This is a genomic window from Arthrobacter sp. NPDC055585 (assembly GCF_053619115.1).
Map to the genome: position 1 here is coordinate 256,089 of NZ_JBSHIT010000004.1, position 26,777 is coordinate 282,865.

Annotated in this window: 34 protein-coding genes and 1 pseudogene; 18 read left to right on the top strand and 17 right to left on the bottom strand. The window is 65.7% G+C overall.

What is annotated here, in order from left to right; genetic code table 11:
• Positions 1–39: 39 nt before the first annotated feature.
• Positions 40–665, bottom strand: a pseudogene (locus ACWGQ2_RS09250) (GNAT family N-acetyltransferase).
• 66 nt (positions 666–731) lie between these two features.
• On the opposite strand from ACWGQ2_RS09250, the gene ACWGQ2_RS09255 reads away from it, so the two are divergent.
• Together ACWGQ2_RS09255 and ACWGQ2_RS09260 are read left to right on the top strand one after the other, a co-directional pair.
• Positions 732–1,841: a DNA polymerase IV gene (locus ACWGQ2_RS09255; protein ID WP_452016510.1), complete on the top strand. Its 1,110-nt coding sequence runs from the start codon at positions 732–734 to the stop codon at positions 1,839–1,841.
• A gap of 111 nt (positions 1,842–1,952) precedes the next feature.
• Positions 1,953–2,081 (top strand): hypothetical protein, encoded by a 129-nt coding sequence (locus ACWGQ2_RS09260; RefSeq protein ID WP_452016512.1) that lies wholly within the window; start codon positions 1,953–1,955, stop codon positions 2,079–2,081.
• A gap of 60 nt (positions 2,082–2,141) precedes the next feature.
• Here ACWGQ2_RS09260 and ACWGQ2_RS09265 read toward each other — a convergent pair whose 3' ends face one another.
• The 4 genes from ACWGQ2_RS09265 to ACWGQ2_RS09280 form a co-directional block, all read right to left on the bottom strand.
• Complete coding sequence (locus tag ACWGQ2_RS09265) at positions 2,142–3,110, bottom strand: lantibiotic dehydratase C-terminal domain-containing protein (protein WP_452016514.1); 969 nt, start codon at positions 3,108–3,110, stop codon at positions 2,142–2,144.
• 83 nt (positions 3,111–3,193) lie between these two features.
• A complete protein-coding gene (locus ACWGQ2_RS09270) occupies positions 3,194–3,754 on the bottom strand; it encodes a hypothetical protein (RefSeq protein WP_452016516.1) in 561 nt (186 codons plus the stop codon).
• Between the two features lie 44 nt (positions 3,755–3,798).
• On the bottom strand, positions 3,799–4,263 hold the full coding sequence (locus ACWGQ2_RS09275; RefSeq protein WP_452016518.1) for an SRPBCC family protein: 465 nt from the start codon (positions 4,261–4,263) through the stop codon (positions 3,799–3,801).
• Positions 4,260–5,015: an EAL domain-containing protein gene (locus tag ACWGQ2_RS09280; protein ID WP_452016520.1), complete on the bottom strand. Its 756-nt coding sequence runs from the start codon at positions 5,013–5,015 to the stop codon at positions 4,260–4,262. Before ACWGQ2_RS09280 ends, ACWGQ2_RS09275 begins: the two co-directional genes overlap by 4 nt.
• Before the next feature lie 124 nt (positions 5,016–5,139).
• Here ACWGQ2_RS09280 and ACWGQ2_RS09285 point away from each other — a divergent pair, with 124 nt between their 5' ends.
• From ACWGQ2_RS09285 to ACWGQ2_RS09295, 3 genes are all read left to right on the top strand, one after another.
• Positions 5,140–5,949, top strand: coding sequence for a hypothetical protein (locus tag ACWGQ2_RS09285; protein WP_452016522.1), 810 nt, complete (start codon positions 5,140–5,142; stop codon positions 5,947–5,949).
• A gap of 81 nt (positions 5,950–6,030) precedes the next feature.
• Positions 6,031–6,216, top strand: a complete 186-nt coding sequence (locus ACWGQ2_RS09290) for a hypothetical protein (protein WP_452016524.1) — start codon at positions 6,031–6,033, stop codon at positions 6,214–6,216.
• A 64-nt stretch (positions 6,217–6,280) separates the two neighbouring features.
• Entirely contained in the window at positions 6,281–6,946 is a 666-nt protein-coding gene (locus tag ACWGQ2_RS09295) for an SRPBCC family protein (protein ID WP_452016526.1), read from the top strand.
• Here ACWGQ2_RS09295 and ACWGQ2_RS09300 read toward each other — a convergent pair.
• On the bottom strand, positions 6,943–7,734 hold the full coding sequence (locus ACWGQ2_RS09300; protein ID WP_452016528.1) for an SDR family NAD(P)-dependent oxidoreductase: 792 nt from the start codon (positions 7,732–7,734) through the stop codon (positions 6,943–6,945). The two genes, ACWGQ2_RS09295 and ACWGQ2_RS09300, sit on opposite strands and share 4 nt — an antisense overlap.
• 101 nt (positions 7,735–7,835) lie before the next feature.
• Here ACWGQ2_RS09300 and ACWGQ2_RS09305 point away from each other — a divergent pair, with 101 nt between their 5' ends.
• On the top strand, positions 7,836–9,731 hold the full coding sequence (locus ACWGQ2_RS09305) for an AfsR/SARP family transcriptional regulator (RefSeq protein WP_452016530.1): 1,896 nt from the start codon (positions 7,836–7,838) through the stop codon (positions 9,729–9,731).
• On the opposite strand, the gene ACWGQ2_RS09310 is transcribed toward ACWGQ2_RS09305, so the two are convergent.
• On the bottom strand, positions 9,719–10,186 hold the full coding sequence (locus ACWGQ2_RS09310) for a VOC family protein (protein WP_452016532.1): 468 nt from the start codon (positions 10,184–10,186) through the stop codon (positions 9,719–9,721). The genes ACWGQ2_RS09305 and ACWGQ2_RS09310 overlap by 13 nt on opposite strands.
• A gap of 105 nt (positions 10,187–10,291) precedes the next feature.
• Between ACWGQ2_RS09310 and ACWGQ2_RS09315 the strand changes: the two genes are divergently transcribed.
• Positions 10,292–11,251: a helix-turn-helix transcriptional regulator gene (locus ACWGQ2_RS09315; protein WP_452016534.1), complete on the top strand. Its 960-nt coding sequence runs from the start codon at positions 10,292–10,294 to the stop codon at positions 11,249–11,251.
• Between the two features lie 2 nt (positions 11,252–11,253).
• On the opposite strand, the gene ACWGQ2_RS09320 is transcribed toward ACWGQ2_RS09315, so the two are convergent.
• From ACWGQ2_RS09320 to ACWGQ2_RS09330, 3 genes are all read right to left on the bottom strand, one after another.
• Positions 11,254–12,093 carry a formate/nitrite transporter family protein gene (locus ACWGQ2_RS09320; RefSeq protein ID WP_452016536.1) on the bottom strand — a complete coding sequence of 280 codons (840 nt, stop codon included), beginning with the start codon at positions 12,091–12,093 and terminating at the stop codon, positions 11,254–11,256.
• Between the two features lie 81 nt (positions 12,094–12,174).
• The gene (locus ACWGQ2_RS09325; protein ID WP_452016538.1) at positions 12,175–13,023 is read right to left on the bottom strand and encodes a class II glutamine amidotransferase; all 849 of its coding nucleotides are present in this window, start codon (positions 13,021–13,023) and stop codon (positions 12,175–12,177) included.
• Positions 13,024–13,138: 115 nt separating this feature from the next.
• A complete protein-coding gene (locus tag ACWGQ2_RS09330) occupies positions 13,139–13,639 on the bottom strand; it encodes an ASCH domain-containing protein (protein WP_452016695.1) in 501 nt (166 codons plus the stop codon).
• A 103-nt stretch (positions 13,640–13,742) separates the two neighbouring features.
• On the opposite strand from ACWGQ2_RS09330, the gene ACWGQ2_RS09335 reads away from it, so the two are divergent.
• From ACWGQ2_RS09335 to ACWGQ2_RS09345, 3 genes are all read left to right on the top strand, one after another.
• Positions 13,743–13,949: a hypothetical protein gene (locus ACWGQ2_RS09335; RefSeq protein WP_152969933.1), complete on the top strand. Its 207-nt coding sequence runs from the start codon at positions 13,743–13,745 to the stop codon at positions 13,947–13,949.
• An 82-nt stretch (positions 13,950–14,031) separates the two neighbouring features.
• A complete protein-coding gene (locus tag ACWGQ2_RS09340; RefSeq protein WP_452016540.1) occupies positions 14,032–14,631 on the top strand; it encodes a hypothetical protein in 600 nt (199 codons plus the stop codon).
• Between the two features lie 97 nt (positions 14,632–14,728).
• A complete protein-coding gene (locus tag ACWGQ2_RS09345) occupies positions 14,729–15,394 on the top strand; it encodes a Type 1 glutamine amidotransferase-like domain-containing protein (protein WP_452016542.1) in 666 nt (221 codons plus the stop codon).
• A 32-nt stretch (positions 15,395–15,426) separates the two neighbouring features.
• On the opposite strand, the gene ACWGQ2_RS09350 is transcribed toward ACWGQ2_RS09345, so the two are convergent.
• The 3 genes from ACWGQ2_RS09350 to ACWGQ2_RS09360 form a co-directional block, all read right to left on the bottom strand.
• Positions 15,427–15,633, bottom strand: coding sequence for a helix-turn-helix domain-containing protein (locus ACWGQ2_RS09350; RefSeq protein WP_055240672.1), 207 nt, complete (start codon positions 15,631–15,633; stop codon positions 15,427–15,429).
• A complete protein-coding gene (locus ACWGQ2_RS09355; RefSeq protein WP_452016544.1) occupies positions 15,633–15,920 on the bottom strand; it encodes a DUF2975 domain-containing protein in 288 nt (95 codons plus the stop codon). The genes ACWGQ2_RS09350 and ACWGQ2_RS09355 overlap by 1 nt, the downstream gene beginning before the upstream one ends.
• Before the next feature lie 223 nt (positions 15,921–16,143).
• Positions 16,144–17,103 carry a LysR family transcriptional regulator gene (locus ACWGQ2_RS09360; RefSeq protein ID WP_082413467.1) on the bottom strand — a complete coding sequence of 320 codons (960 nt, stop codon included), beginning with the start codon at positions 17,101–17,103 and terminating at the stop codon, positions 16,144–16,146.
• Between the two features lie 72 nt (positions 17,104–17,175).
• Here ACWGQ2_RS09360 and ACWGQ2_RS09365 point away from each other — a divergent pair, with 72 nt between their 5' ends.
• Both ACWGQ2_RS09365 and ACWGQ2_RS09370 read left to right on the top strand, forming a co-directional pair.
• Complete coding sequence (locus ACWGQ2_RS09365) at positions 17,176–18,156, top strand: DMT family transporter (RefSeq protein WP_452016546.1); 981 nt, start codon at positions 17,176–17,178, stop codon at positions 18,154–18,156.
• Position 18,157: 1 nt separating this feature from the next.
• On the top strand, positions 18,158–18,658 hold the full coding sequence (locus ACWGQ2_RS09370) for a hypothetical protein (RefSeq protein ID WP_452016548.1): 501 nt from the start codon (positions 18,158–18,160) through the stop codon (positions 18,656–18,658).
• Between the two features lie 4 nt (positions 18,659–18,662).
• Here the strand turns inward: ACWGQ2_RS09370 and ACWGQ2_RS09375 are convergent, their stop codons facing one another.
• On the bottom strand, positions 18,663–19,061 hold the full coding sequence (locus ACWGQ2_RS09375; RefSeq protein WP_452016550.1) for an ACT domain-containing protein: 399 nt from the start codon (positions 19,059–19,061) through the stop codon (positions 18,663–18,665).
• Between the two features lie 246 nt (positions 19,062–19,307).
• Here ACWGQ2_RS09375 and ACWGQ2_RS09380 point away from each other — a divergent pair, with 246 nt between their 5' ends.
• Both ACWGQ2_RS09380 and ACWGQ2_RS09385 read left to right on the top strand, forming a co-directional pair.
• Complete coding sequence (locus tag ACWGQ2_RS09380) at positions 19,308–19,817, top strand: universal stress protein (protein WP_452016552.1); 510 nt, start codon at positions 19,308–19,310, stop codon at positions 19,815–19,817.
• Between the two features lie 73 nt (positions 19,818–19,890).
• Positions 19,891–20,103: a hypothetical protein gene (locus tag ACWGQ2_RS09385; RefSeq protein ID WP_452016554.1), complete on the top strand. Its 213-nt coding sequence runs from the start codon at positions 19,891–19,893 to the stop codon at positions 20,101–20,103.
• Between the two features lie 59 nt (positions 20,104–20,162).
• Here ACWGQ2_RS09385 and ACWGQ2_RS09390 read toward each other — a convergent pair whose 3' ends face one another.
• Entirely contained in the window at positions 20,163–20,513 is a 351-nt protein-coding gene (locus ACWGQ2_RS09390) for a hypothetical protein (RefSeq protein ID WP_452016556.1), read from the bottom strand.
• Positions 20,514–20,668: 155 nt separating this feature from the next.
• On the opposite strand from ACWGQ2_RS09390, the gene ACWGQ2_RS09395 reads away from it, so the two are divergent.
• Positions 20,669–22,024: an APC family permease gene (locus ACWGQ2_RS09395; protein WP_452016558.1), complete on the top strand. Its 1,356-nt coding sequence runs from the start codon at positions 20,669–20,671 to the stop codon at positions 22,022–22,024.
• A gap of 32 nt (positions 22,025–22,056) precedes the next feature.
• On the opposite strand, the gene poxB is transcribed toward ACWGQ2_RS09395, so the two are convergent.
• Positions 22,057–23,775 carry a ubiquinone-dependent pyruvate dehydrogenase gene (gene poxB / locus ACWGQ2_RS09400; protein WP_452016560.1) on the bottom strand — a complete coding sequence of 573 codons (1,719 nt, stop codon included), beginning with the start codon at positions 23,773–23,775 and terminating at the stop codon, positions 22,057–22,059.
• 111 nt (positions 23,776–23,886) lie between these two features.
• A complete protein-coding gene (locus ACWGQ2_RS09405) occupies positions 23,887–24,504 on the bottom strand; it encodes a hypothetical protein (protein WP_452016562.1) in 618 nt (205 codons plus the stop codon).
• Between the two features lie 150 nt (positions 24,505–24,654).
• Between ACWGQ2_RS09405 and ACWGQ2_RS09410 the strand changes: the two genes are divergently transcribed.
• Genes ACWGQ2_RS09410 through ACWGQ2_RS09420 form a run of 3 tightly spaced genes read left to right on the top strand, consistent with a single transcriptional unit; the run spans position 24,655 to position 26,699 of the window.
• Positions 24,655–25,362 (top strand): histidine phosphatase family protein, encoded by a 708-nt coding sequence (locus ACWGQ2_RS09410; RefSeq protein ID WP_452016564.1) that lies wholly within the window; start codon positions 24,655–24,657, stop codon positions 25,360–25,362.
• Positions 25,363–25,371: 9 nt separating this feature from the next.
• Positions 25,372–25,932, top strand: coding sequence for a DUF3090 family protein (locus tag ACWGQ2_RS09415; protein WP_452016566.1), 561 nt, complete (start codon positions 25,372–25,374; stop codon positions 25,930–25,932).
• A complete protein-coding gene (locus tag ACWGQ2_RS09420; RefSeq protein ID WP_452016568.1) occupies positions 25,932–26,699 on the top strand; it encodes an SCO1664 family protein in 768 nt (255 codons plus the stop codon). Before ACWGQ2_RS09415 ends, ACWGQ2_RS09420 begins: the two co-directional genes overlap by 1 nt.
• Positions 26,700–26,777 lie beyond the last annotated feature (78 nt).

Here is a 26,777-nt window from a genome sequence, read left to right on the forward strand (position 1 = left end):
CTGGGACCGCGCCTGGAGGCCCCGCGGGCAGGGTTCAGGTTATCTGCTGCCCAGTCGCCCAGCTGCTGCAGCACCGGGAGCAGGCGAAGCGGCCCACTCGTCTGCCAGCAGTGCATAACCGTAAGCGTCCAGCCAGCCGCGTGTACGGTGCAGCGACGCCTTTCGTGTCACGGCCTCACGGCGCATCCCAATTTTTTCCATGACCCGCCAGGACGCCGCGTTGTCCGCCAGGCACTCCGCGGTCACCCGGCGGAGGCCCAGGTCCTCGAAGCAGATCCGCAGCAGTTCGGCGGCGGCTCGCTGGCGAATCCCCGGCCAGCGAACTCAGGGGCAATCACGTAACCAATGTCCGCCGCCGTTCCGCGCGCGTCGTCGCGCACTTCCTTCTGCGCCCACGGGTCTGTGATGCCCAGGTAAACGTCACCGACGTGGATCCCGGCGTGTTCCACAACAAAAATGCGGCCCAGCAGCCCGGGCTCGCTGACCCGTTCAACGAACTCCTCCAGATCAGTGGGCCGGGAGCCCAGCCATTCAGCCACCTCCGGTGACCGGTAGTAGCCAAAGATGCGCTCCAGATCGCTGACCGCAGCAGGACGGATCGCCAGCCGCTGCGTCACGGCCGGCCAGGACAAATCAGCAGGTGTCAGTGTCATGGCACCTATCATGCCCCGCTGGCCGCAATCCCGGCGCACCGTTACCGGCTGCGGCAGCGCCGCTGCACCGCTGACTTGATGCCAGTTCGCCGGTTTTCCGGCACACTGGTGCGCGTGAGCTCAATCCCCTGGGTGCTGCACGTGGATCTCGACCAGTTCATCGCGGCGGTCGAGGTGCTCCGGCGCCCGGAACTGGCCGGACTTCCGGTCATTGTGGGCGGCCGGGGTGACCCGACCGAGCGTGCCGTGGTGTCCACGGCGTCCTACGAGGCACGGGCCTTCGGCGTCGGCTCCGGGATGCCGCTGCGCGTCGCGGCCCGTAAGGTTCCCGACGCCGTCTTCCTCCCTGTAGATGCCGAGGCCTACCTGGCCGCCTCGGATGCGGTGATGGGCACCCTTCGCGCCCAGCCCGGTGCCGTCGTACAGGTCCTAGGCTGGGATGAAGCGTTCGTCGGCATCGAGGCGGAGGACCCGGAAGCGTACGCACGGGACCTGCAGGCCGCGGTCCTGGAGCAGACGCAGCTGCACTGCAGCGTTGGAATCGGGGACACCCTGATCCGCGCCAAGAACGCCACCGACTTCGGCAAGCCGGCCGGCACGTTCCGGCTCACCGCGGAGAACTGGCTGGACGTCATGGGTGGAAAACCCACCAAGGAACTGTGGGGCATCGGCAACAAGATTTCCGCCCGGCTGGCCAAGCTGGGCATTAGTACCGTCGCGGAGCTGGCTGCGGCCGATCCGCAGGCCCTGGTGCCGGAGTTCGGTCCGAAAATGGGTCCCTGGTACGCCACCCTGGGGCGCGGCGACGGTTCCGCCGTCGTGGATGACACCCCCTGGGTGGCGCGCGGGCACAGCCGGGAGACAACGTTCCAGACCAACCTCACCGACCCGGCCCAGGTGCGCGACGCCGTCACGCAGCTGACCGCCGACGTCCTGGCGGATGTGGCGGCGGAGGGGCGGCCGGTGATCGGATTGACGCTGAAGGTGCGGTACGCCCCGTTCACTACCAAGACCCACGCCCGGAAGATCCCGGAGACCTTTGACCGGGAGGAGGTGCTGGCCCGGGCGCTGGACCTTGCCGGCACCATCGAGGACGGCCGCCCCATTCGCCTGCTGGGTCTGCGCGCAGAAATGACCATGCCGGATGACGCACGGAAGGGGCACACCCCCACCCGCGGCGGTTGGTAAACCCGCAGCCGGAAAGGGGTGGCACTGCACGCCCGGACGGGTGCACGATGGGATGACCGGCCGGGGCTGGCGGATCCCGCTCCCCGGATCCTCAAAGGAAGGTGCATCCCCATGGCAGATCTCGGTGGAATGGCAGACAAGGCGAAAGACGCAGCCCAGGACAACCCGGAGAAGGTTGACCAGGCCAAGGACAAGATCAAGGACGCCGTCGACGGAAATAAGGACGACGACCAGAAGTAACGCACAAACAGGAAAAGCCGGGCAGCCTGGAAACGGGCGGCCCGGCTTTGTCGTAGGTCTTCAGGGACGTCCGGCCGGGTCGGCACCTGAAGTTTCCATGCCCCTGTTCCAGGCACGTGCGTAGATTCCCAGCACCGCCTCCTCCCGAAGGGAAAACCCCATTCGGTTGCACAGGAGCATGCTTTCAGTCAGCACCATTTGCTGTGCACTGCGGCTGATGCGTTTCTTGTCCGCCCGGAACAGGTACATGTCGACGGCCCGCACCCATCGTTTCCGCCACACATCAACCGAGGGTTCCGCCAGCAGGGCAGCCATCCTCCGGTGAGCGGGAACAATTCGCGGGCCGGACTGGTCCCGGAGTGTCCTCCGCATCTGTTCGGCACGAGCGCCGAAGGACGAGGTGCAGGTGTTCAGATGAGTGTCCCAGTAGTAGTCCCAGCTGACGATCCTGCGATCACGCCACCGGGCTGACCGAGGTCCCCACATCATGCTGTGGCAGGCGTCGAAAAGAAGCAGGGCAGCCAGTGACTCCCGCGTCTTTCCAGTGGGAAACCGGTTAACGGACCAGATGGCCAGGTCAGAGGCCAGTTCGGACACTTCCGCCACCAACTGCATTCCCTCCATCCCGCCGTACTGGGCGAAGACGGCTTCCATCGCTTCCGGCATCGGCTGCCCGGGCTTCGGCGGATAGATCAGGCTTTGCAGCTCGGTAAGTGCGACGGCGCCCAGCTGCGCTTCGCATTCCTCCGCCAGCGCGTGCGCGAATTTCCATACTCTGTCCACAACCCCGGCGTGCGCGCGCAGATGGAATCTCACCTGCGGCTTTTCTGAATCGAAGTTGCGGGCGAAGCCAAACCGGTAGCTTCCCCAGGCACGTGCCTGCGCGCTCAGCGGTGCGACCAGATGGCGGACCATTTCATCGCCTGCTCCTTTTCGCTCCGCTTCTATTGTCAATGTCCACCACAGAATGTCTCCATGGGAGGTTCCGGCAGGCCCTTGAGGCGGTTTCGGTATCGCGGAGTGGCTCATGTTCCCTCGCTTGAATGGGGGATCGGATGTCAGATGGTACCAACACCTTCAGCGGGAAAATAAGGGAAATGATTTTCCCCGGATCATCCCCGCCGCTGCGGCCTACGGCGGACCGAGTCCAGTTCGCGGATAAGCGTTTCGGGATCGGCGACGTCAAAGAAGCCCACCTGGGCGGACCCCGCAGTGAAAAAGTCCATACCTGTGTTCTGGTAGGCATTCGGCCTCTTCCCCTGTCCAAAGAGGATGGTTACGTGCCTGCCGTCCCGGGAGCGCTTGACCTGCGTCGGAGTGCCGTCCAGGGGGATGTCCTGAGATGATCTCGTCCCCTTGGCGACTATCGCCCGGGAATCGGTGAGGCCGTACACGGTGCTGCGTTTGTCCCGCCGCTTGAAAAGAAAACGTCCAAAAACGAAGTAAAGTCCCACGAGCACAAACACGGCCCCGAACACCATAAAGAAGATTGGGGCACCGCGGTTGATGACCATCGCCAGCCAGAACACCGCGAAACCGCACCAGAGAAGGCTGAAGGGGATCATAAACACATCCACCGCGGCGAGATTCACTGCGGGATCGGGGCGCCCCGTCCAGCGAAGCCGTTCCCCGGATCGAAGCAGTGGTTCGAGGCGCTGCCAGTCATCATTCATGGGCGGAGTGTTGCATTAGGAAATGAATCGGGCAACGAGTGGTATCAGCCTTGTTCTGAGCCGTTCCCGCCGGCCGTCAGATAACGGTTCCGCTCTTCGATAAGTTTTCGGAGATATCCAGCGAGCACCAGCTTTTCAACTGCGCGCCCCAGAACACCGAAAGGCGCCTCAAACTCGATGCGGTCAATCATCACAGTTCCGGCCGCATCTTCGCTGAATTCATGGACATGCCGAAACCTGCGGAAAGGTCCTTTGACCTGTTCATCGACGAAGCAGCGGGGTATGTCCATTTCGGTGATCCTGCTGGTCATGCGAAGTGGAAGCCCGAAGTGCCGCGCCCGCCAGGTCACTTCCTCGCCGAGTGAGATGAGGCCTGACGTTACTCCCGCGACAGCTTCCTCCCGGGAAGCTGCCATTGAGGCTTTGTGGGCATCGATGCTGCGTGAACGGTCAAAGAGCTCGCGCAGCGGAATGGCGGCGTGAGTAGTGCATTCGAAGCGGACGGTCATGTCGCAGCCAGCTGGCCTCCGCGCACCTGGGGCAGTTCCTCGAACGCCGGCCGCGCGAACCAGTAGCCCTGGAACAGCCGGATCCCGGCCTCCTGCAGCACCAGGAATTCCTCTTCACTTTCGATGCCTTCCGCCAGCACCGTAATCTCCAGTTCCCCGGCGATCGCGAGAATGCCGTCGACGACTGCCCGGCGGGCCGGACTGGTGTCGATTCCCCGAATGAGCTTCATGTCGATCTTGATCAGGTCCGGCTGGAAATCTGCCAGCAGGCCCAGCCCTGCGTAGCCGGCACCGAAATCATCGAGGGCCGTGGTGAACCCGTGCCTGCGGTACTCGGTGATGATGTTGGTGAGATGGCCGGTGTCCCGCACTTCCTCGTTCTCGGTGAACTCGAACATGATCGAGGACATCGGGAACCGGAACTCCCGCGCGGCGCGCAGCGTTGCCCGCAGGCAGGCGGCAGGTTCGTACACGGCCTTGGGCAGAAAGTTGATGGACAGCTTCAGCTCCTCCCCCGCAGGAAAAAGCCGGGCGGCCAGTTCAATGGCCTTGGTGCGGCAGTCCTGGTCAAAGCGGTAGAGCTGTTCCGGCGAGACCTTGGACAGGACCTCGTATGCACCCTCGCCGTTTGTCCCGCGGACCAGCGCTTCGTAGCCCCAGACCCGGCGTTCAACGGCGTCGTAAATCGGCTGGAACGCCATGCTGAAATCGAAGTCGAGCTGCGCAGCCGTGCTGCAGCCATCACATGGCATGGGTCCCCCGTTTGTTGTTGGTTCCCGAATGCTATCTTCCGGAGCCGCACATCCCCCGGATGCGTGCCTTGGGATCTTTCTGCGGCTAGGGTGTGGGACGACCGTCCACACATTCGGGGGAACCATGAAGAAAGCCGTCTCTGTCTCTGCCCTTGCCCTGCTGCTCCTGACCGGTTGCACGGCGGCGGAGGCCCAGCCGGAAGGTTCCGTCCCGCCGTCGCCCGCCGGCCCGGCCGCCGCGTCCGCCACGTCCGCCGCGGCACAGCCTCCGGCTCAGCAGACAGAGGAACAGTCCTGCGCCAAGCTCACGGGCAGCGGCGGCTCCGGTCCGCTGTACAAAAGCATCCAGCTGGTGCGCATCAGCGACGGCACGTTCAGTTTCCAGCCTTCCACTCCGGAGAACACGGAGCAGCTGCATACGACGGTGCTGGCAGCTGCGGACACTGCCCCGGAGGACATCGGTGTGCTGTTGACGGAGCTCTCAGCCGGCACGGAAAACGCCCTGCAGGTCGCCGGCGGCAAAGGATCCCAGTCCGTGAACTTTGATCCCTTTGCTTGGAGCGATGCAGCCGGTCAGCTGCTCACCCGCTGCGCACCGTATGAAGCCGCGTCCGCAGGTGTTCCGGCGGCTCCGGACCTCGGAACCCCGGAAGCCGTCGGAGTCAGGTTCCCGGGGTATCCGCTGGTGGTGGACGCCGCGTCCGTGGATTACCGTGCGGGTGCGTGGCTGGACGGCAAACTGATCGACGGCCGTGTGGTGGCGCTGGCACCGGGCCTTTACACCCCGTATGACCCGGCAGTGCCGGATCTGGGCGCCTACTACGCGTCGTCCGACGGCGTCTCCGGGGACACGGCAATGAAGCAGACAGTCTTCCCCGGTTCAGGTGCTGCCGGTGCGTTTGCCGGGGTAACCGCCGGGTCGCAGGAACCGTAACGGTCTCACGAAGGAGGCTCTGTGGATCCACGGAATCACCCGACGGTACGCCGCGGGACAAGGTGGTGGCGGTGCCAATCGGTGAGCGGATCAGTCGTCCTGCTGGGTCTGGCCGTGCTGCTGTTGCGGGAACCGGTGCTGATGAACGTCCTGGGCGCACTGGCCTGTGTCCTCGCCACCGGCCTGTTTGTCTATTTCAGCGAGAAGCAAATCAAGGTGCTGCGCCGTGAGTACCGGTATGAGGACGAAGACACGCCTCGCAGCTAGCTGCACCCGGGGTTCACGGCTTCCATGATTGCCATGGCCCGGTACCGGTGCAATATTGGGGCGCATGGGATGGGGACGGCGCCTGGCAGGAACGACGGCGGCAGCGGCTGCAATTGCCGCAGCGGTACTGGCTTTGCGGCGCGTATCGCTGCGCTGGGGGGCCTCCGAGGAAGAGCTGCGCATGACCCTGCCCGGCGATGAGCTGGTTCCAGTGCCTGACCTCGCAGCGACCCGCGCCATCACCGTGGCTGCGCCTCCGGCCGCCGTCTGGCCCTGGCTCACGCAGCTGGGCCAAAACCGCGGCGGTTTCTACAGCTACGACTGGCTCGAGAACCTCATGGGTCTGGGCATCCACAGCGCGAATGCGATCCGGCCCGAGCTGCAGGTTCAGGCGGTCGGCGACGAGGTGAACCTTGCGCCCGGCGGCGGGCTTTTGGTGGTTCGGCTGGATCCGGACAGCGCACTGGTCCTTGGCGGCGGCGTCGGTCCCGGAAGTGCGGCCTCCGGCTCCGACGACGGCGGCGCCCCCTTCGATTTCACCTGGTCCTTTGTGCTGCTGCCCCAGGCGGACGGTTCAACGCGGCTCGTGGTCCGCGAGCGCTATGCCTACCGCACGGTCTGGGCGGGACTCATGGTCGAACCTGTGGAAATGGTCAGTTTCCTCATGACAGAGCGGATGCTGCGCGGCATCCGGGACCGGGCGGAGCGGAATCAAGCGGAGCGGACCTAAAGCACCGTCGTCAGCACGCCGCCGTCGACCCGCACCGCTGCACCGTTCGTTGCGGAGGCACGCGGGCTCGCCAGGAACACCGTCATGGCGGCAATCTCGGCGGGTTCGATGAACCGTTCCAGGAGCGTGGTCTGGTTCGCCGCAATGATCGCGGCCTTCATCTCCCCGGCAGCCAGCCCGGTCTGGGCGGCGAGTGATTCGACAGTCCCGGCAACGCCGTCGGAATAGGTGGGCCCGCCCAGGACCGAGTTCACCGTGACGCCGGTGCCCCGGGTGAGTTTTGCCAGTCCGTTTCCAACGGCCATCATCGCGGCCTTGGAGGCGCCGTAGTGGATCATGTCCGCCGGAACACTGACGCCGGATTCGCTGCTGATAAACACGATCCGGCCCCATCCCCGCTCCAGCATGCCTGGCAGCAGCCGGCGGGCAAGCTGCGCTCCGCTGAGGGTGTTGACCTCGAAATACCGCCGCCATTCATCTGCGGGAATCTCCGTGAACGGCTGAAGGTCGAACAGGCCTACGTTGTTGACCAGAATGTCGACGTCGGGCAGTTCCGCGCACAGCCGCTCAACCTGGTCCGGGTTGGAGAAGTCCGCAGCAATGCCGTCCACCGAGGCGCCCGGCACTTCCTGGCGGAGCGTTTCGACGGCGCCTGCGAGTTTCCCGGCTTCTCGGCCGTTGAGTGTCACCTGAACGCCCTCCCCTGCGAGTGCCTTCGCGATGGCGTAGCCGATTCCCTGCGTGGAGCCGCTGATGAACGAGGTTTTCCCGGTGAGCTGCAAATCCATGGTGTTCCTTTCCTGCCGCCTGTGCGGCTGTTTCTGGAACGAGGTTCCCACTGCTGGATCAGCGCCCGATCAGCCGGCGGCACGCGAACTAGAATCAGCTGGTGAGCAAGCTACGACTCCGCGTCCTCGGTCCGGTCAGCGCGGAGATCGGCGGCAGCCCGCTCCGGCTGTCCAAGGCGCGGCAGCGTGAGGTCCTGGCGATCCTGGCCGCAGCCCGCGGACGGGCCGTCCCCGCGGAGAGCCTGATCGACGACTTGTGGGACGACGCCCCGGCCGGCGCCCTCGGCGCCGTGCGCACCTTCGTCGGAGAACTCCGCCGCATCCTGGAACCCGCCCGCCAGGCCCGCACTCCCCCGGCAATCCTCGTGACCGTCCCCGGCGGTTACGCGCTCAGGCTCGGGACGGACGACGTCGACCTGTGGCGGGCGGATCAGGCGGTCCAGTCCGCTGCCGGGCTGGGTCTGGCTGCCCGGGAAGCACAGCTGGCAGCAGCACTTGGCGAATGGCGCGGAACCGCATTCGAGGAGTTCGGGGCCCGGCCCTGGGCCAGGGCAGAACGGGCAAGGGTCGCTGAGCTGCGGGCGTCGGCGGTGGAGCAGCTGGCGGAAACCCGGCTGGAACTCGGCCGGCCGAAGGATGTAATTGGCCTCCTCGATGCGCACGTGGCCGAGTACCCGTGGCGGGAGGAAGGCTGGCGGCTGCTCGCGCTTGCCCTGTACCGCGGCGCCCGGCAGGCCGATGCCCTGGCTTTGCTGTCCAAGGCCCGTTCGACTTTGCGCCACGATCTCGGCCTGGACCCCGGGCAGGCGCTGAGGGACCTGGAGCAGCACATCCTGCGCCACGATCCGTCCCTGAGCCCTGAGGACGACGGCGGGACGCTCCTGCGGCGCACCGCCACCGCCGCTGCCCAGACCGGTCAGCGCACCCAGCTGGAAAGCGTGGCTCGGCTGCTGCCCGTGCTTGCGGTGTCAGGGTCCGTCCAGCTGGCAGCCGAGCAGCGCACAGCAGTCATCGCGGCCGCGGAGCAGTTCGGAGATCCGGAACTGGCGGCACGGGTCATCGGCGGGTTCGAGGTGCCCGGAAGCTGGACCCGGTCAGATGATCCAGCCCAAGCTGCGGCGGTGGTCGAGGCTGCCCTGCGTACGCTCGCTGTACTTCCGTCCGGAACCTCGGCCCGGGTCCGTGCCAGGCTGCTGGCCACTGCTGCCATGGAATCGCGCGGCACCGCGGACAGGCTGGCCGAAGCCGCCGAGGCCGAGCGGATCGCACGGCAGCTAAATGATCCGGCCCTGCTGTGTTTCGCGCTCAGCGCCCGGTACCAGCAGAGCTTTGAGACGGCCGGGCTGGCAGCGGCACGAGAAGCGCTGGGTGCTGAGATCACCGCCGTCGCGGTGGAGGCTGAGCTGCCGACTTTCGAGATCCAGGGACGCCTGATCCGGATGCAGGCACTCTGCGCACTCGACCGCATTGAGGCGGCGTCGATGGAAGCCAACCGGATCGACGCCTTGGCCGTCCGGTTCGACCGGGCGCTGGCCATGGTGTTCACTGCCTGGTTCCGGCACACCTTCCTGCAGGGCCCCACACCGCCGGACGGTGCGGAGATGCCCGGATTCCAGACGGGCCTGCCGGCCCTGGCCGAGCTCACCGGTGCTGTCCGGAAGGGTGCGGACCTGCCCGACGGGAACTTCGGACCGTACGAGCCGTGGGCGCGGCCATTGCTGCTGGTACGGGCCGGACGCAGCGATGAAGCACGCTCGGCGCTCGGGTGTCTTCCCGATCCTCCCCGCGATCTAATGCTCGAAGCGTCCTGGTTCCTCGCCGCTCTTGCCGCGCTTGAAACCGGGAACCGGGAGGCGGGTCTGCGTGCGTACCGCGCCCTGCTGCCGGCGGCGGGTGAACGTGCCGCCGGCAGCGGAGCCGTGGATCCGGGTCCGGTCCGGCCGCTGCTCAATGCCCTCCGGGATCTCGCAGAGCCGGACACAGCTCACCCGTTGTAGGGGACCTCGACGTCGATCACCCAGGTGACACCGAAACGGTCGGTAAGCATCCCAAATCCGGGACTCCACGCTGACGCGGCAAGGGGTTCAATGATGTCGCCGCCGTCGGCCAGTCCTTCCCAGAGTTGTGTGACCTCCTTCAGGCTCTGTCCGCGCAGGGACTGAAAGAAGGTGCGGTCCGTGACGGTGGTGCCGTTCTCACGGCGGGTGGTGCCCGCGGTTCCGGCGATGTCGGTGCTGTCCTGGCCGGGAATGTCGTAGGCCATCAGCCGGAAACCGTCAGCCGTCTCAACCTGCCCGAACACGATCTTCTCCGCTCCCGGAGCCTCCTTCGGCATGCCAAAGTCGCCGTAGGTTGCTGACGTCAGGGTGCCTCCAAAGACCTGCTGGTAGAACTCCAGGGCCTGCCCGGCCGTGCCGCGGAAGTTCAGGTGGGTAGTGGTGGTGATGCTCATGGGATCTGCCCCTTCGGTTCGTTGCGGCCACGGTTTGCGGCCCTGAAAACAGCCTGAACCTCGTAGCGGACAGGATGTGTCCTCTTCTTCCGCCATACTCAATGCATGCCCGGAACTTCTTCGCGGATGCTCGCCCTGCTCTCGCTGCTGCAGTCCCGCCGGGACTGGCCCGGACAGGTCCTGGCCGAGCGCCTGAACGTGACATCGCGGACGGTCCGCCGCGACGTCGACCGGCTCCGGGAGCTGGGCTACTCCATCACGGCCGTCAAGGGGCCCGACGGCGGTTACCGGCTGGCTGCCGGTTCGGAACTCCCGCCGCTGCTGTTCGACGATGAGCAGGCCGTGGCCATCGCCGTCGCGCTTCAAAGCGCGCCCTCCAGCGGGGTGGACCTGGACGAGGCCGCGGCGCGGGCGCTGACAACGGTGAAGCAGGTGATGCCGTCCCGGCTGCGGCACCGCGTGGAGGGAATCCAGTTCACCGACACCGGCACTCCGGCCCGGGTGGACCCGGCGGTTCTCGAAGCGGCCAGCACCGCCACCCGGGAGCACCGGATCCTGCGGTTCGAGTACGGCGGGGACTGGTCAGTGCCGCCCAAACGGGTGGAGCCGCATGCGGTGATCGCCCGCCGGGGCCGCTGGTATCTGGTTGCCTGGGATTTGGACAAGGCCGGCTGGCGGATCTACCGGCTGGACCGGATGACGCCGAAGTCCCCGGCGGGCGCAGTCTTTTCGCCGCGGCCGGTTCCCTCCGGTGATGCCGGCAGCTACCTCACCTCCCGCTTGAAGGGATCCGACGACGGCGATACGTGGCCCTGCTACGGCGAACTGCTGATCGAGCTCCCTGCCGCAGCGATTGCGCCGTGGCTCGGGGACGGCGAATTGGAACAGGTCTCGGCGGCCGCCTGCCGGGTGCGCGCCGGGTCGTGGTCCTGGGCGGGCCTGCTGTCCTGGGTCCTGCGCTTCGATGCCCCGTTCACCGTTCTGGGGCCGGATGCGTTTATCGATTCACTGTCCGGGTTTGCCGGCCGGATCGCGGCTGCGCACCCTGACAAGCCGCACAGCTGAACCTAGCTGTCCCCGTGGGATGCATCAGGGTCCGCGGGAGCTTCCTCGCGGCGCTCCTTGAGCAGTTCTTTGGTCCGGACCAGGCGCAGGGCCGTGACCAGCACCAGCCCGCCCACCATGTTGAAGAACAGTGTGTAGCCAAACCATGTGAGCCACTCCAGGTAGGTAATGCCGGCACCGGACTGAATGGCCCCGAAGATCAGCAGTGAATCCAGGATTGAGTGGAACATCTGAAGCCCGGCAAGCAGGAACCCGCCAATCACCGTGGCAACGATCTTGGCCGGATCCGAAGACGTTCCCTGCTGCATACGGCTCATCAAGGTGATGGTGCTGCCGCCCAGGACGGCGAGCGCAACCGTCTGCAGGGAAAACGGTGCGTCAGTGAAGTGCCTGGCCGATTCGGCAATGGTGTCCTCCCACTGCGGGAACGCCTGCATGACGATCCACATGATGACCCAGCCGCCCACAAGGTTGCCCAGCAGCGTGACTCCCCAGAGTTTCACCAGTTGCCGCACCCTGGCCTCCTTGGCCACCACGGCTGCGACAGGCATCAGGAAATTCTCGGTAAACAGTTCGCTGTGGGCGAGGAACAGCGCGATCAGACCCACGCTGAACGCAATTCCGGCCAGCAGGTGATCCCCGGTTTGGTACATCACGGCCAGGTAGGCCATGACTCCCAGCCCCACCTCCAGTCCGCCGAACACTCCGGTCACCAGGACGGCGCGGAACGTGCGGTGCAGCCGCTCCGCTCCTTCGGTGATGGTGTTGTCGAAGGACTCCTGCAGCTCGTCCTCGACTGGAGCGTCGGATTCCCCGATTTCCCTGCGGCGTTGCTCGCTCATGCCGTTCCTTTCGCTGCCTCCGGGGACTGCTGTCGGGTCAGCAGCCTAGTCCGCCGGGCCTGCATATGGGCGGGCAGAGCGTTATGTGGCCAGGAGGGATACGGGCGCCGAGGGAACAAACGGGTGCAGCTCCTGCTCGCCGCCGCGTACGACGACGCACGTGGCTTCCGGCACTTCCTGCCACGCGCCGTGCAGGTCTCCCAGCGGTTCGGAGACGATTAGCCGGGAGTCGTCCGAGAGTTTATTCAGCAGCACGTTCTCGGGGTACAGGGCCTGGAGTGGTGAAATGTCCCTGCTGGTGAAGAGGGAGCGCGACTTGCCTTCGCTGGAGTAGCGGAACGCCCAGGTGGTGTCGCCGTCGGTGGTTGCAACCGTCATCTGGACGGGGTGCTCCACACCGTGGCGCCGTCCCGCATCCTCAATGAATCCCACCGCTTCGGCGACTGCCGCGCGGGGGTCCTGCTCCAGTCCGAAGGTCAGCGCGAGGTAGAAGAACACCTCGGAGTCCGTTGATCCTTCGATCTCCGGATACAGGTTGGGGTTGACCGCCAGCGCCATGTCGCGCTTCACCTTGGGGAAGTCTGCGAGCGCCCCGTTGTGCATCCAGAGCCATTTGCCGTGGCGGAACGGATGGCAGTTCGTCTGCTGAATGGCCGTGCCGGTCGTGGCGCGGATGTGCGCGAAGACGCGGCTGGCGGAGGCCTGCCGGCCGAACTCGCGCAGGTTGCGGTCGTGCCAGGCGGGCTCCGTGCTGTGGAACAGGCCAGGGATTGGTTCGGTGCCGTACCAGCCGATGCCAAAGCCGTCCCCGTTGGTGGTCTCCGCTCCCATGCGCGCGTGTTTGCTCTGCATAACGAGGGAGTTCACGGGTTTGTAGAGAAGGTCATCCAGGCGGACGGGGGAACCTGAATACGCTAGCCAACGACACATTGCCGTCTCCTTCGGATCGGGCCGGATTTATGAACCGGCGGTCCGAGGGGGTGGGCTTAGCGAACGTCGTTACGCTCGGGCCGCACTTCAGTCGACCACAGAACGCGGGGAAGTTCTACGGGCTCCCGGGGACGCGACCGCTGCCGTGCACCGTGCTCACTTTGTCTGCGTGCGCAGGGGGCCAGACAACCGTGAACCGTTCGAAAACGATCTCGTCAGTTTCAGACCACTCACGCCCCTGGGCTGCTGATACCCGTGTCCAGTAGCGGCGGTGTTCACGCTGCCAGCTCGCCAGGCTCAGATCGTCTTCGCCTTCGTCCCGTGCAAAGGCCTCGTCCGCCGTGCCGAAGGGCCCCAGCCGCAGCTCGATGCTGCGCAGGATGAGCCGCGGCGTCCCCGTCCCGTCGCACGCTATCCAGTGGGAACCGATCTGGGGGACCGCGTCTCCACTGGCCAGGAAATCAGCGGCGAGTTCCGACGTCGCGCGTTTCCGTCCGCTGAGCACATGGGTGAGGAGTTCGTCCGCCAGCCGCCGTGTATCCCCAAAGTGTTCAACGGTGTACTCCGGGGACACGGCTACTGCTTCCGGGTGCGCGGCGCTGTATGCCTGCCACATTCGGATTGCTGCGTCCTGGTCAATCGGGCTTACCGGGTCAGATTCCACCAAGCCATGATGTCAGGCCTGCAGCACGTATCCGGGCTACCAGTAGGGTGGGCCGATGAACAGAACTCAGAAGTACCGCAAAGCCGTGTTCATTGCTGGCGTGGGACTGTTTGGTGCGATAGCCGTCGTGCTGATACCAGGGCTGTTTGCTGAATTCAGAACCGGCCGGCTTATCGCGGTTTTGGTTTTGCTGGCAGGCGTCGTCGTTTTTGCTGTCGCCGCCAATTTGCCCCGGTGGCCGGGAAACGCCGTCGATCCCTAAAGTGCCGCTGATAGCCCGCCCTGTTCACGCCGTCTGCCTCCGTCTAATGTCTAACTAGCTGACCAACGGGGGATAAAAGCACATGCGGAAACGAATTGCGGGCGCCGCGGCGGCGCTGCTGCTAGGCGCTCTGCTCGCAGGCTGCGGACCGACGGACGCGGAAGTCAACGAGGCGCAGGCGATAGCTGAAGTGAAAGCCGACCCAGCGCCAACCCCGTGGGAGCCCCGACCGTGTCTCGGCGGTGAGATCCTGCAGTCGGACCCCAGTGGAACCATGCAGACCATCAAGCCGGATTGCATGGACCAGGCCCTGCTCGAAGCTACGCAGGAATTCCCGGAGCCGCTGCCGCCAGGCGTTGAATGGAAGTTCGAGTCCGTGGATTACTCCAACCCGGAAGAGAACCCGTCACTGGAAATGCCTGCAATCATGGACGGCAACCAGGACACGATGGTGGCTCACTACTGGCTCTGCGCATGGGCGGATTCCTATCTCCAGTCCGTGGAGAACAATGACTTCCAGGGTCAGGAACAGGGGATGGGCTACCTGGCCAAATACACACAGCTCCCGGCGGTCCAGGCGTGGCATGTGGACCCGGAAGTCTTTGAGGCCAACGTGATCACACCGGCTCAGGCCGGAGATCCGGCCGCGTTGCAGAACTGGGCGCGGTCCTGCCCCCTCTGATTCCGCCCTGCCGTAACCGGAACGAACCATAGACAAGGCCCTGCCGGGTGTGTAGCCATGGGAAACATCCATTCCTGCACGAACACCCGGGGGCATCATGAAACTCCTGCTGACGTCCGGCGGCGTGACAAACCCCAGCATTGAATCCGCGCTGGTCAGCCTACTCGGCAAGTCCATCGCCGAGTCCCACGCCCTGGTGATACCGACGGCGCAGTGGGGCCACCCGGCGTGCGGGCCGGCGTCAGTGGGCAGGCTGGTTGCCGCCGGCCCGGGCTCCCCTCACCTGACAGGTCTGGGATGGGCGTCACTCGGTGTCCTCGAGCTCACCGCCCTGCCATCCATCGGCGTCGAGCGCTGGGTCCCCTGGGTCCGGGAGACTGATGTGCTGCTGGTCGACGGCGGCGACGCCACCTACCTGAACCATTGGATGCACGCGTCCGGACTTGCAGACCTGCTGCCCTCCCTGCCCGATACCGTGTGGGTTGGAGTCAGCGCGGGAAGCATGGTCCTGACGCCGCGCATCGGGGATTATTTCGTGGAGTGGCCAGCCGCGGCGGACGACCGCACGCTGGGCGTGGTGGACTTTTCGATCTTCCCGCACCTCAACGCTTTTCCGACCAATACCCCGGCCGACGCCGAGCGGTGGGCCGCTGACCTGGGCGTTCCGTCCTATGCGATCGACGAACAGACGGCCATCCAGGTGCTCGACGGCACCGTCGAAGTAGTTTCCGAAGGGCTCTGGAAGAAGTTTGAAAGCGGATAAGAACAGCCGGCTCCGGCAGATATGTCCGGCGCTTAGTCCTTTTCCCAAATCAGAATGTCCCCCGGCTGGCATTCGAGCACCCGGCAGATCGCGTCCAGCGTGGAGAACCGAACTGCTCTTGCCCGCCCGTTTTTAAGGACAGCCACATTGGCGGGAGTGATGCCAACCCGGTCCGCGAATTCCCCAACGGATAATCCACGTTCGTCCAGCAGCCGGTCGATTGCCACTCGAATGGGCATCAGACGACCTCGTCCAGCTCTACCCGCATAAATGCCGCCCTGTGCAGGAGTGCTCGGAGCACCAGCAGGACCAGCGTGATCGTTGCAGCTACCAGCGCGCAGCCCAGAATCAGCAGGCCGAGGGCGGGCGGTCCCGGAATGAAGAAAAGGGTGCCCAGAATCAGAAGCGTGGCAGTCACCAGCACCCCGGCCGTGACGTCCACCAGCCGAAGAGCCTGAGGCCCGAAGATGCGGCCGTCCCGGGTATGTCCGGCGAGGATGCCGGTGATGACCAGAACCGTCTGCACATCCCAAAAGCGATGGCAGCGGTGACCAGCGGACCCTGCAGATCGGCGAACTCGGGATAGCTGTCCACCACCGCCTGGGCACTGAAGACTGCAGCGACCTGCCCGCCGATCACTGCAAGAAAGAGCAAGCCCAGGGCTGCACGCGTCAGGGAAATGACGGCTGAACCGGCATGCGGCGTCGAAGTGGTCATGCCCGGATAATCGATTATCAATCGATCGCAAGTCAATAGGTACGATCGGGACTTCCTACGCTGCGAATGGCGCTGTGCGTGTGCCCTTTCCCGGGTTCAGGGCGCACCACAATTTCCCGGAGCGCCGTGACGACCTGCTGAACCGCAGCCCGGTGGAGCGCCTCGGGCCGGCAGAGCACGTCGACGTGCCGGGCCAGCGGAAGGCCGCGGATCGGCTTGAGGACCAGGCCACTGCCCTCCGGCGGGGACGCAGTGCGCCGCGGCATCAGCGCGACGGCGGAACCCGCGGCGACAATTTCGGCAGCGATAAAGAATTCATTTATTTGATGCGTGATATTCAGAGGCTGTCCCGCGTGAACGGCGATGGCCTGCAGAGCCGGCATCAGCGGGAAACCGTCCTGGACTGACACCCATTCTTCGTCCGCGAGGTCGTCCACACTGACGTCGGGCTGCCGGGCGAGGCGGTGCCTCCCGGACATAGCGACGTCCAGCGGCTCCCGGATCAGCGGACGAACGCTGATCGATTCGGGCCAGGGTTTGCTGTGCTCCAGGCGGTGCGCGATCACCAGGTCATAGTCGGCAGCGAGCGCCGGGAAGGCTTCCTGCCCCACATCCCGGTCAGAGCAGACCAGCTTGGGGTTTCCCTCGCCCGTCATTGCCTGCAGCAGCGGACGGAACCAGGCGAGGCCCGCGCTGCTGAATGCGGCAATGCTTACTGTCGCACGGGGGTCCTGCAGGTACCGGCTCACGGCCTGCTCCGCGGAACTCATGGCAACGCTGATGTCCACGGCGGCCCGGGCCAGGGCCTGCCCGGCCTCCGTCAGGACGAGGTTCCGTCCCCGGCGTTCGGTCAGCGGAACCTCCACACGACGCTGCAGTGCGGTCAGCTGCTGGGAGACCGCCGACGCCGAGATGTGGGATGCGCGGGCGACGGCGGCGAGGCTTCCCCGCTCGCCAAGCTCCCGCAGCAGCCGCAGCTGATGAAGATCCATAAGCACAGGCTAAACCGTTACTTCAGGATTTGGCCTCTGGTCTTACGAATTCGTCCTCATCAGACTCAAGGAGTGCCCTCCCCGATACTGACTCCAGCCCCGCCCGAGCCCCGCGAACGGCGCCGCCGGCTTGCCGCGCTTCTCACTGCACGCAGAGTGGATCTGCTGCTTCTCCTCGTCGCAATGGTCTGGGGCAGCAGCTATCTAGCGGCGAAAACCCTCACCGCTACGGTCGGCGTGACGGTCATCCTGTCCCTGCGGTTCCTCATCACCGCCCTGGCATTGGCAGCGATCTGGCTGATTTGGAACCGCCGCCGGACAACCCGCCGCGAAGCCGCGACCGGCGTCGTTCTGGGCTTTACCCAGGCAGCGGTGCTGATCCTGGAAACCCACGGCATCGCGGGCACGAGCGCTACCAACGCCGGACTGATCATCAGCCTCGTCGTGGTGTTCACCCCCGTGACCGAGAGCATCGCCTTCCGGGTGAAGCTGCCGCGTACGGTTTTCGTTGCCGGCGTCATTGCCGTCGTGGGTGTTTGCCTGCTCGTTTCAGCAGACGGATTTGCTGCCCCCGGGCCGGGGGACCTGCTCGTGCTTGCCGCAGCTGCGGTGCGCGCCATCCATGTCACAGCGGTCTCTGCGCTCACGCGGGGACGCGGGTTCAGTGCGCTCAATCTGACCCTGGTCCAGGGCGTGGTCTGCGCGCTGCTCTATACCGCCGCCGATTACCAGGGTGTGCTCCGGGCGGTGCAGGGCTTCGGCCCGGGTGAATGGATGGGTGTGCTCTACCTGGGACTGGTGTGCAGTGTCTTCGCGTTCCTGGTCCAGACCTGGGCCATCCAGCAGACGTCGGGTTCCCGGGCGAGCCTGCTGATGGGAACCGAACCCATCTGGGCTGTCCTTATCGGAATCTCCATCGGGCAGGAACCGCTTGCGCTCCTGGGCTTCGCCGGGGCGGCTCTCATCGTTGGCGGCACGTACCTCGGGTTGAGGGCTGAATCCCGGCACTGGCTGGCCCTCGCAGCGCCCCGGACCGCGGCCGTAGACTCCTGAGATGACCACCGCCGAAGGGCAGCCTCGACTGAGAATCCGGCTGTTTCCGGACTACGCCGGAACCGTGCTCTGGCTGGATGAGCCCGTCTCATTTGAGGTGTCCGGGCTGAGCCCGGAACTCGTCCACTCGCTGCAGGCGTGGGAAGAGTCCTACTATCGTTCACTTACCCCGGACTTCGAATGGGTGTCCGACGGCGCTGCCCGCCTGTTCACCGCTGAAGGCAACCGACTGGCGCAGCGCCTGGCCGACGAACTCGGCGACGGGTACGAAGTGTCTTTCAAGTCCTATGAGGACGGTGTTCCCCGCCGTATCTTCCGCTCGTCCGGCGCGGCGCCCAACGCCGCCGCGGTAGCCGCGTTCAACAAGCTGAACGGCGCGCGGCCGGCTGAAGCGGGCCGGCCTGGATCAGGGCCGCGTCCCACGGGGAACGACGCCGGATGGTATGCCTGGGCTCCGCTGTCGGACACAGCTTTCAAGCCGCCGCCGGTCGACGGTGAGTGAGCGATCAGCGAAGGGTGTGCCCCGCCGCTGCCAGCAATTCGCAGGCCTGCCCATACTGCGGGGACGGGACCATCAGCACGTCTCCATCGAAGGTTGAGGTGACAAACACCGGGCAGCCGGCGGCGGAGAGCGGCGCGACCAGCGACGCCACAACCCCCGTCAGCCCGAAAGGCATCGGTCCCGCGGCATAGAGAGCCTTCCACGGTCCGTCGACTTCCATGCCTTCCGGAGCAAGTGGGGCAGGACAGACGATCGAGAGCTCCTGCGGAGTGCGGGTCACGGACACGAAACCACCCGTATCTGCCGGTGACAGCAGGTCAGCGGGCACCCGCGATGACGCGGCAAGCCGAGCAATGATGTAGTCGCCGGGAAGGCTGTGGAGTACCACCGAAGGATTGGGCATAGCCGGTCCTGATTCGCTCTGTGCGGAAGGCCGCCGGTTGAGGCGGCCGCGCGGATCGCACGCTTTCATCCTGCCAGAGCAGACCATTTGCCAGCGCCGGCAGGGCTCCTCCTCCCGGTTCAGGCCCGATGAGCAATGGGCCTGCCCCGCAGCTGAAACCTGGGATGAGCGGTGCACAGAGCATCCAGACTGTGCCACCTTGGCATTGTCTGTCCGCACACCCCTTCCCCCGAAGGAGCGACCAACATGCCAAACTCCAATCCACAGATCGTCGTCGGCGTTGTCAGCGGTACGGCCGCCGCAGTGGTTGAGGCCGCAGCGGGACTCGCTGAGCACATTGGCGCTGAACTGGTCTGCGCCAATGTGGACGCCTCCAGCGAAAAGGTCGAGGAAAAGCCGGACGGGACAGTAGTCTCACGGCCCATCGACCCGGACGTGCCATTCGAGGAGAACGAGGAGTTCGACGCCGGTCTGCGCGCAGAGATCGCCGCAGTTCTGGACCCGCTGCAGGTGCATTGGTCGGTGCGGGCGCTGGCCGGGGGTCCGGCGCAGGAACTGGCAGGGCTGGCCGAGAGGCTGGACGCAGCGCTGATCGTTGTCGGCACCCGGGAATCAGGGTTTCGTGGTTCCGTCGAGGAGTTCCTCAACGGGTCGGTGGACATTCGGCTTGCGCACCGCCAGCACCGTCCGGTGGTCATGATCCCGCTGCACCCGGTCCTCGATGACGCCGACCTCCCCTGGAAGACAGCCCAGTAAGGACTCGATGGTGTTCCGACGACCGGAGCTATAATCGTAAGGTTACTTACAGTCGAAGATTGAGGAGCACATCGTGGCTGACACGCATGCGAATGATCCCAAGGGCGAACCGTCGAACCCGATCGAGAAAGCAGCTGACAACCTCATGCAGAATCTCGGTGAAGAGGTTCCGGACGGCAGCGGCAGCCAGGACAAATCCGATCCCCGTACCAAGGTCCACTCGAACCTAGCGGAGGGGCTGAACGCCGACGACGAGAATTTCAAGGCTGAGCACAAGGACCGTTAGCCCCGGTTCACCGCGGGGACCTGGAGAACGCACGGTGGGTGACCGCCAGCAGCGCGCGACTAGTTGGACTCACGGTCAGGATTGGGCCGGGAGTTCTCTTCATCGTCCAGCTCGGAGATGGTGTAGGCCGGTCCGCTGGAAGGTTCAATCGGTGAGCTTCCCGGCGTGAAACCGAACATTCTTGACTGGACGGAAGCGGAACCGGCAAGCGGGCCTGCAATTTGCGAACGCCAGGATCCCGCGCGGGTCAGCAGGCGAATAAGGACCAGAACGGCGAGCGCAGAGAGCATTAACGTGCTCCACTGACTGAGATCCGCCGCAGACAATCCGTCCACAATCAGGACCGCCAGCAGCGCCACCAGGAGAATGACCGTGGTTGCTGTGAGGAGACGCGAGAGCCGGGCTGCCATTCGCCCACCCTAGCCAGAACCACCGGCGGCAGCCAGAGGGCAGCCGCACCCCCGGGGACCTGTCCCTTCCCCACCCCCTTCATGAGCCGCCTGCGGCAGCCCCGAAGGTGGAAAGTTCTCTTGCGCTGAGGCGGCAGAGGATTTCCAATGGCCCAATGACAAAAGATGCGGACAAAGCCGCCGCGAAACCGCAGACCGGGCTGAAGCGGGCAATCGGCACGCCGCTGCTGTACGCATTCATCGCGGGAGACACCCTCGGGGCCGGCATCTACACCCTGGTGGGCACCATGGCTTCCGATGTCGGCGGCGTGATTTGGCTGCCCCTGCTGATAGCGCTGGTCGTCGCGATGCTCACTGCCGCTACCTATGCCGAGCTGATCACCAAATACCCGCACGCCGGCGGAGCTGCACGCTACGTTGACCGGGCCTTTGGCATCCCCTACCTGTCCTTCATCATCGGCTTCCTGATGATGGCCTCCGGCATTACCACAGCCGCTGCCCTGGCGAACGCGTTCGCGGGCGACTACCTGACCGCCATCGTCGATGTGCCCGCAGCCCCGGCTGCAGTCGCGTTCATCATCCTGCTGACCCTGATCAACCTGCGCGGCGTCCGCGAGTCCCTCACCGCAAACCTGGTTGCGTCCGTCATCGAGGTCAGCGGTCTCGTCATCGTCATCTTCGTCGCCGGCGTCGTCCTCACCTCCGGCAACGGGGAGCCGTCCCGGCTCCTTGAATTCGCTCCGGACGTACCGCCGCTCGAGGGAGCCTTGGCCGCGTCCATCGTGGCGTTCTTTTCCTTCCTTGGTTTCGAGGCAGCGGCGAACATGGCTGAGGAGGTGCGCAAACCGTCCAAGTCCTACCCCCGCGCCCTGTTCGGTGCCATTGGCACCGCAGGGTTCGTGTATCTGCTGATTGCCCTCGGGGCAGTGATCGTGCTGCCTCCGGCGGAGCTGGCCGAGTCCAGCGGACCGCTGCTCGACGTCGTTGCGGCCAGCGGCGTCGGCGTCCCGCCCTGGCTCTTCAGCCTCATCGCCCTGGTTGCGATTTCGAACGGAGCGCTGCTTTTCATGGTGATGGCCAGCAGAGTCGGCTACGGACTGGCGGAGGCCGAACTGCTCCCCCGGGCCTTCAGCCGTGTGCTGCCGGGACGCCGCACGCCGTGGGTCTCGATCGTGGTCATCGCCGGGCTGACAATCATCCTGGCCCTGACCGGGAGTGTCGCTTCACTGGCCGAAACCACCGTGCTGCTCCTGCTGCTGGTGTTCCTTTCCGCCAACGTCAGCGTCCTTGTGCTCAAAAAGGACAAAGTCGACCACGATCACTTCTCTGCCCCGCGTTTTGTGCCGGTCCTGGCGATCATCGCGAGCGTCGCCCTCCTGACCCAGCAAACCGGGCCGATCTGGCTCGGCACCGCGGCGTATATAGCCGTGGGCTCCCTGCTGTTCCTCGCGGCCCGGGCACGGCGCAAGCACGAGGAACGGCGCCTGCGCCCGGGCGCGGCGCAGGCCTGAGCCGGCACCACCGCTGAACAGGGCAGCCAGGCTTAGAGCAGCTGGCGGACGTTCGCCCTGGCCAGGTCGATGAGCTCGCGGCCGTTGCCCGCCAGAACGGTGCGCAGCGCGTAGAGCGTAAAGCCCGTCGCCTGCTTGGCCTCGATCTTCGGCGGCATGGAGAGCTCCTGCCGTTCCACTGCCACGGAGACGAGCGCGGGACCGTCATATGCGAAGGCACGGCGCAGCGCACCCTCAAGATCCTCCGGACGGGTTACGCTCTCGCCGTGCATCCCCACTGCCTGAGCGACCGCGCCGAAGTCGGGGTTCTCGAGCCCGGTGCCGAAGTTAACGATGCCCGCCGCCTTCATTTCCACCTCGACGAAGCTGAGTGCGGCGTTGTTGAACACCACAATCTTGATCGGCAGCTTGTGCTGCACGGCCGTCAGCAGTTCACCGAGCATCATCGCGAGCCCGCCGTCGCCAGCAAGGATGACAACCTGCCGGTTCCGGTCCACGGCCTGCGCACCCAGACCCAGCGGGGTCGCCGCCGCCATGGTGCCGTGCCAGAAAGAGCCGATCAGCCGGCGTCGGGGGCCAATGTGCAGGTGCCGGGATGCCCAGATGACGGGCGTGCCGACGTCGGGAAGGAACACCGCGTCGTCGTCGGCGAGTTCGTCGATCAGGTGGGTGAGGTGCTGCGGATGGATCGCGCCCGGTCCCTGCTTTTCCAGGTCGTCGAGCTGGCGCCGGGTGCGCCGGTAGTGGTCCAGGGATTTCTCGAGGTGGGAACGTTCCTGCTTCCGTTCGAGCAGGGGCAGCAGTGCCGCCGCTGTCTCGCGCACCCCGCCGACCATGCCCTGGGTAAGCGGTACCCGGCGGCCGAGCTGTTCGCCCCGGATGTCGATCTGAAGGATCTTCGCCTTCTCCGGATAGAACTGCTGGTACGGGAAGTCGGTGCCGAGCATCAGCAGCGCATCGCAGTCCTCCATGGCACGGTAACCGGAGGCGAACCCGAGCAGCCCGGTCATGCCGACGTCGAACGGGTTGTCCCACTCGATATGTTCCTTGCCGCGCAGGGCGTGAACGATCGGCGCGCCCAGCGCGTCGGCGAGGGCGAGGACCTCCTCGCGGGCACCTTCGACGCCACCGCCGGCGAGGATCGTCACGTTGCCGCAGGAGTTCAGCGTATCCGCCGCTTCCTGCAGCTCCGCCGGAGAAGGCACGGTCACCGGGTCGGTGCGGCGGACCGTAAAGACCCGCTCGTCCGCGGCGTCGTCCAGTGCCGTGTCGCCGGTCATGATGAGGACGGCGACTCCCCGCTTTTCGATGGCGGTCCGCATGGCGATCTCCAGCAGCCTCGGCATCTGCTCGGGGCTCATCACCATTTCGCAGAAGACCGTGCAGTCCCGGAACAGCTCCGTGGGACGGGTCTCCTGGAAGTACTGGCTGCCGATCTCCTCGGTCGGGATGTGCGCGGCGATCGCCAGCACCGGAACCCGGCTGCGGTGCGCGTCGTAGAGCCCGTTGATGAGGTGCATGTTTCCGGGGCCGCAGCTGCCGGCGCAGACCGCGAGTTCGCCCGTCAGCGCTGCCTCCCCCGCAGCGGCGAAAGCGGCTTCCTCCTCGTGCCGGGCGAGCATCCACTCGATGTCCTTCTCCCGGCGGATGGCTTCGGTCACCGCGTTCAGGGAATCCCCCGGCACGCCCCAGATCCGCCGAATTCCATTGGCTGCAAGATTGCGGACGACGGTCTCGGCGATGGTGGCCATGATGCTCCTCAGTTAGGCGGGCTAAGTTCGGGGTTCAGGCGGCCCAGTCTAGGGGCCGGGAGCTGGGCAGTGCCACCGTGCGGCTCGCGGCGCGGGGATCCACTGGCACCTCTATCCGCCCGCCGGTTTAAGGAGAATAGTGTCCCGGCCGCATGTGAGTTCCAGGCCGGCTGCCCCGGAACCGAGCGCGCAGTTCCCCTCAGTGACCGCCTCCATGTCTGTCAGCACCTGCCCCTTGAAGCGTTGGTACAGCGGCCCGGCATAAGGCGTCCAGATTTCGACGCCGTAGGACTGCACCCGGACCAGCGCACGGTGGCCTTCCCCGTCCGAAAAGGAGGAATAGCTCCAGGTCCCTGCAATGAAGAACAGGACGAGGGAAAAAAGCGCCCAGACTCCGAGCAGGGCCAGATACGTCATTGCCAGCAAGCCTTTCAGGCACCACCGCAGCCACCGCAGCCGGATTCTGCGCAGCAGCGGCGGAAACAGACGGGGAAGCGCCGCTGCCAGACAGATGCCGCCGAGAACGTAAAGTAAGCAGTTCCACTGGCTTTCGTCCATCACCAGGTAGAAGAGGAGCGGCTGCCCGCTTCCGCCGTGGAGCGAGATCCCTTCCAGGAGGGCGTGGCCGCCAAACAACAGCAGCCCCGCGGCTCCGAGGGCGATGCCCCAGGCCACAGTCACGCGATCCCCAGCCGCCGGGCGCGCCAGCGCTGTGCCCTCGGCCGGCACAGCATTTGAATCCTCCGGTTCCGCTGCACCCATGTGCCCCCCCCTGCGCGTTGTCAGACTGCAGGATACGGGCAGCAGCGCATGATCGCGTTTATGCCGCTCGCGCCGCCGTCGGGCAAGCCGGCCGGACAGGGCAACTAGGCTGGGGGCATGGCGACAGTAATCCTCGTGCGGCATGGCCGCACCACAGCGAATGCCTCCGGCCTGCTGGCCGGCCGCACCCCCGGCGTCAGCCTCGACGACACCGGCCGGGAACAGGCGGCAGCGGCTGGTGACCGCCTTGCCGTCGTGCCCCTGGTGGGCGTGGTGTCCAGCCCACTCGAACGCTGCCGGCAGACCGCGCAGTTCATCCTGGACCGCCAGAAAGCCGCTCCGCACGCGCCGGTCGACGACGATCTCACCGAGTGTGATTACGGCCAGTGGCAGGGGCAGACCCTGACGGACCTGGCGAAGGAGGACCTGTGGAAGGTGGTGCAGTCGCAGCCGTCGGCCGTCACGTTCCCGGGCGGTGAGTCCATGGCCGCGATGCAGGCCCGTTCGGTTGCCGCGGTCCGTCGCCACGATGCGGCGTTCGAGGCCGAGCACGGACCTGGCGCAGTCTGGGCTGCGGTGAGCCACGGGGACATCATCAAGTCGGTCCTGGCCGACGCGCTCGGCATGCATCTGGACATGTTCCAGCGGATCGACGTCGGGCCGGCGTCGCTGTCGATCGTGCGCTACGGCCCGGGGCGCCCTACCGTGCATGCCACCAATACCGATGCCGGGGACCTGTCCTGGCTTGCTGCCGTCCACGCCCCGGATGATGCTCCGGTGGGCGGCGGCGCGGGACACGCAGCGCCGCCCGCGCAAGGAGCCTAGAGTAGTCCTATGCCTACAACCGTTCATGATTTCGACTGGCCGGACCGCGTAGTAGTCGGCACCGTCGGCGTCCCCGGTCAGCGCACGTTCTACCTGCAGGCGCGGGCAGGCAAGCAGCTCATCAGCATCGCGATGGAAAAGCTGCAGGCGGACCAGCTGGCGGAAAAGATCGATGAGATCCTCGACCAGCTGATGACCATCGACGGCAACCCCTTCCACGTTCCCGCGAACACTCCCCTGGAACTCGTGGACAACGACGATCTGGACACTGTGGAGGAACAGTTCCGCGCCGGGGTCATGAGCCTGGGCTGGGACCCCACCACCGCTCAGGTGGTCATCGAGGCCTACCCCATCGAGGAAGTCGATGAGAACGACGACGGCCTCCTCGAGGAAGGTGACGACGACGATGCCGACGCCGCCGAGGTGCTGCGGGTGCGGATGCCGGTGGGCACTGCCCGGGCCTTCGCGAAGCGCACGCGGGAAGTGGTGGGCGCCGGGCGTCCGATCTGCGTGATCTGCGGCCAGCCAATCGACGACGACGGCCACACCTGCGCCCTCCCCGAAAACTAATGCCGGAGCCTGACCTGCTCACCGATGAGCTGACACTCACCGGGCGGATTACGACGGCGTCGAACGCCACGTTCCTGGGCAGCATCGGCGACGCGGCGGTTGTGTATAAACCCATTGCGGGAGAGAAGCCGCTGTGGGATTTCCCCGACGGCTGCCTGGCCCACCGCGAAGTCGCCGCGTATCTGGTGTCCGAAGCCTTGGGTTGGAACGTTGTGCCGCGCACCTGGCTGCGGGACGGGCCGCTCGGCGAAGGCATGGTCCAGCTCTGGCAGGACGCCGATCCGGAGCAGGACGCGGTGGATCTGGTGCCTCTTGATGAGGTGCCGGAGTCCGGGTTCAAGCTCGTGCTCGAGGGCGAGGACCAGAAAGGGCAGATCGTCGCCCTCCTTCACGAGGACACTGCGGCGCTGCGGCGGATGGCGGTGTTCGACGTCGTCGTCAACAATGCGGACCGCAAAGGCAATCACGTCCTGGCCATGCCCGGCGGGCACCGGTACGGGGTGGACCACGGGGTTACCCTCCACGCCGAGCACAAGCTGCGGACCGTGCTCTGGGGATGGATCGGCGAGAAGCTGACCGACGAGGAACTTGAAGGAATTGACCGGGTTCTCACTGCTTTGGAGGGTGAGCTTGGCGAGAAGCTGGCTGAGCTGCTGACCGCCGAGGAGATCGAGGCGCTTGCCGCGCGCTGTGTGCGGCTGCGCATGACGGCGGTGTTCCCCGGCCCGAGCGGCGGGATGCCTGCCGTTCCCTGGCCGCTTTTCTAAGCGCACCGCGGACAATCAACTTTCGGCAATAGCCGAGTGCCTAGGCCCTGATGGCGCAGACTGCCCGACGTCAGCCCG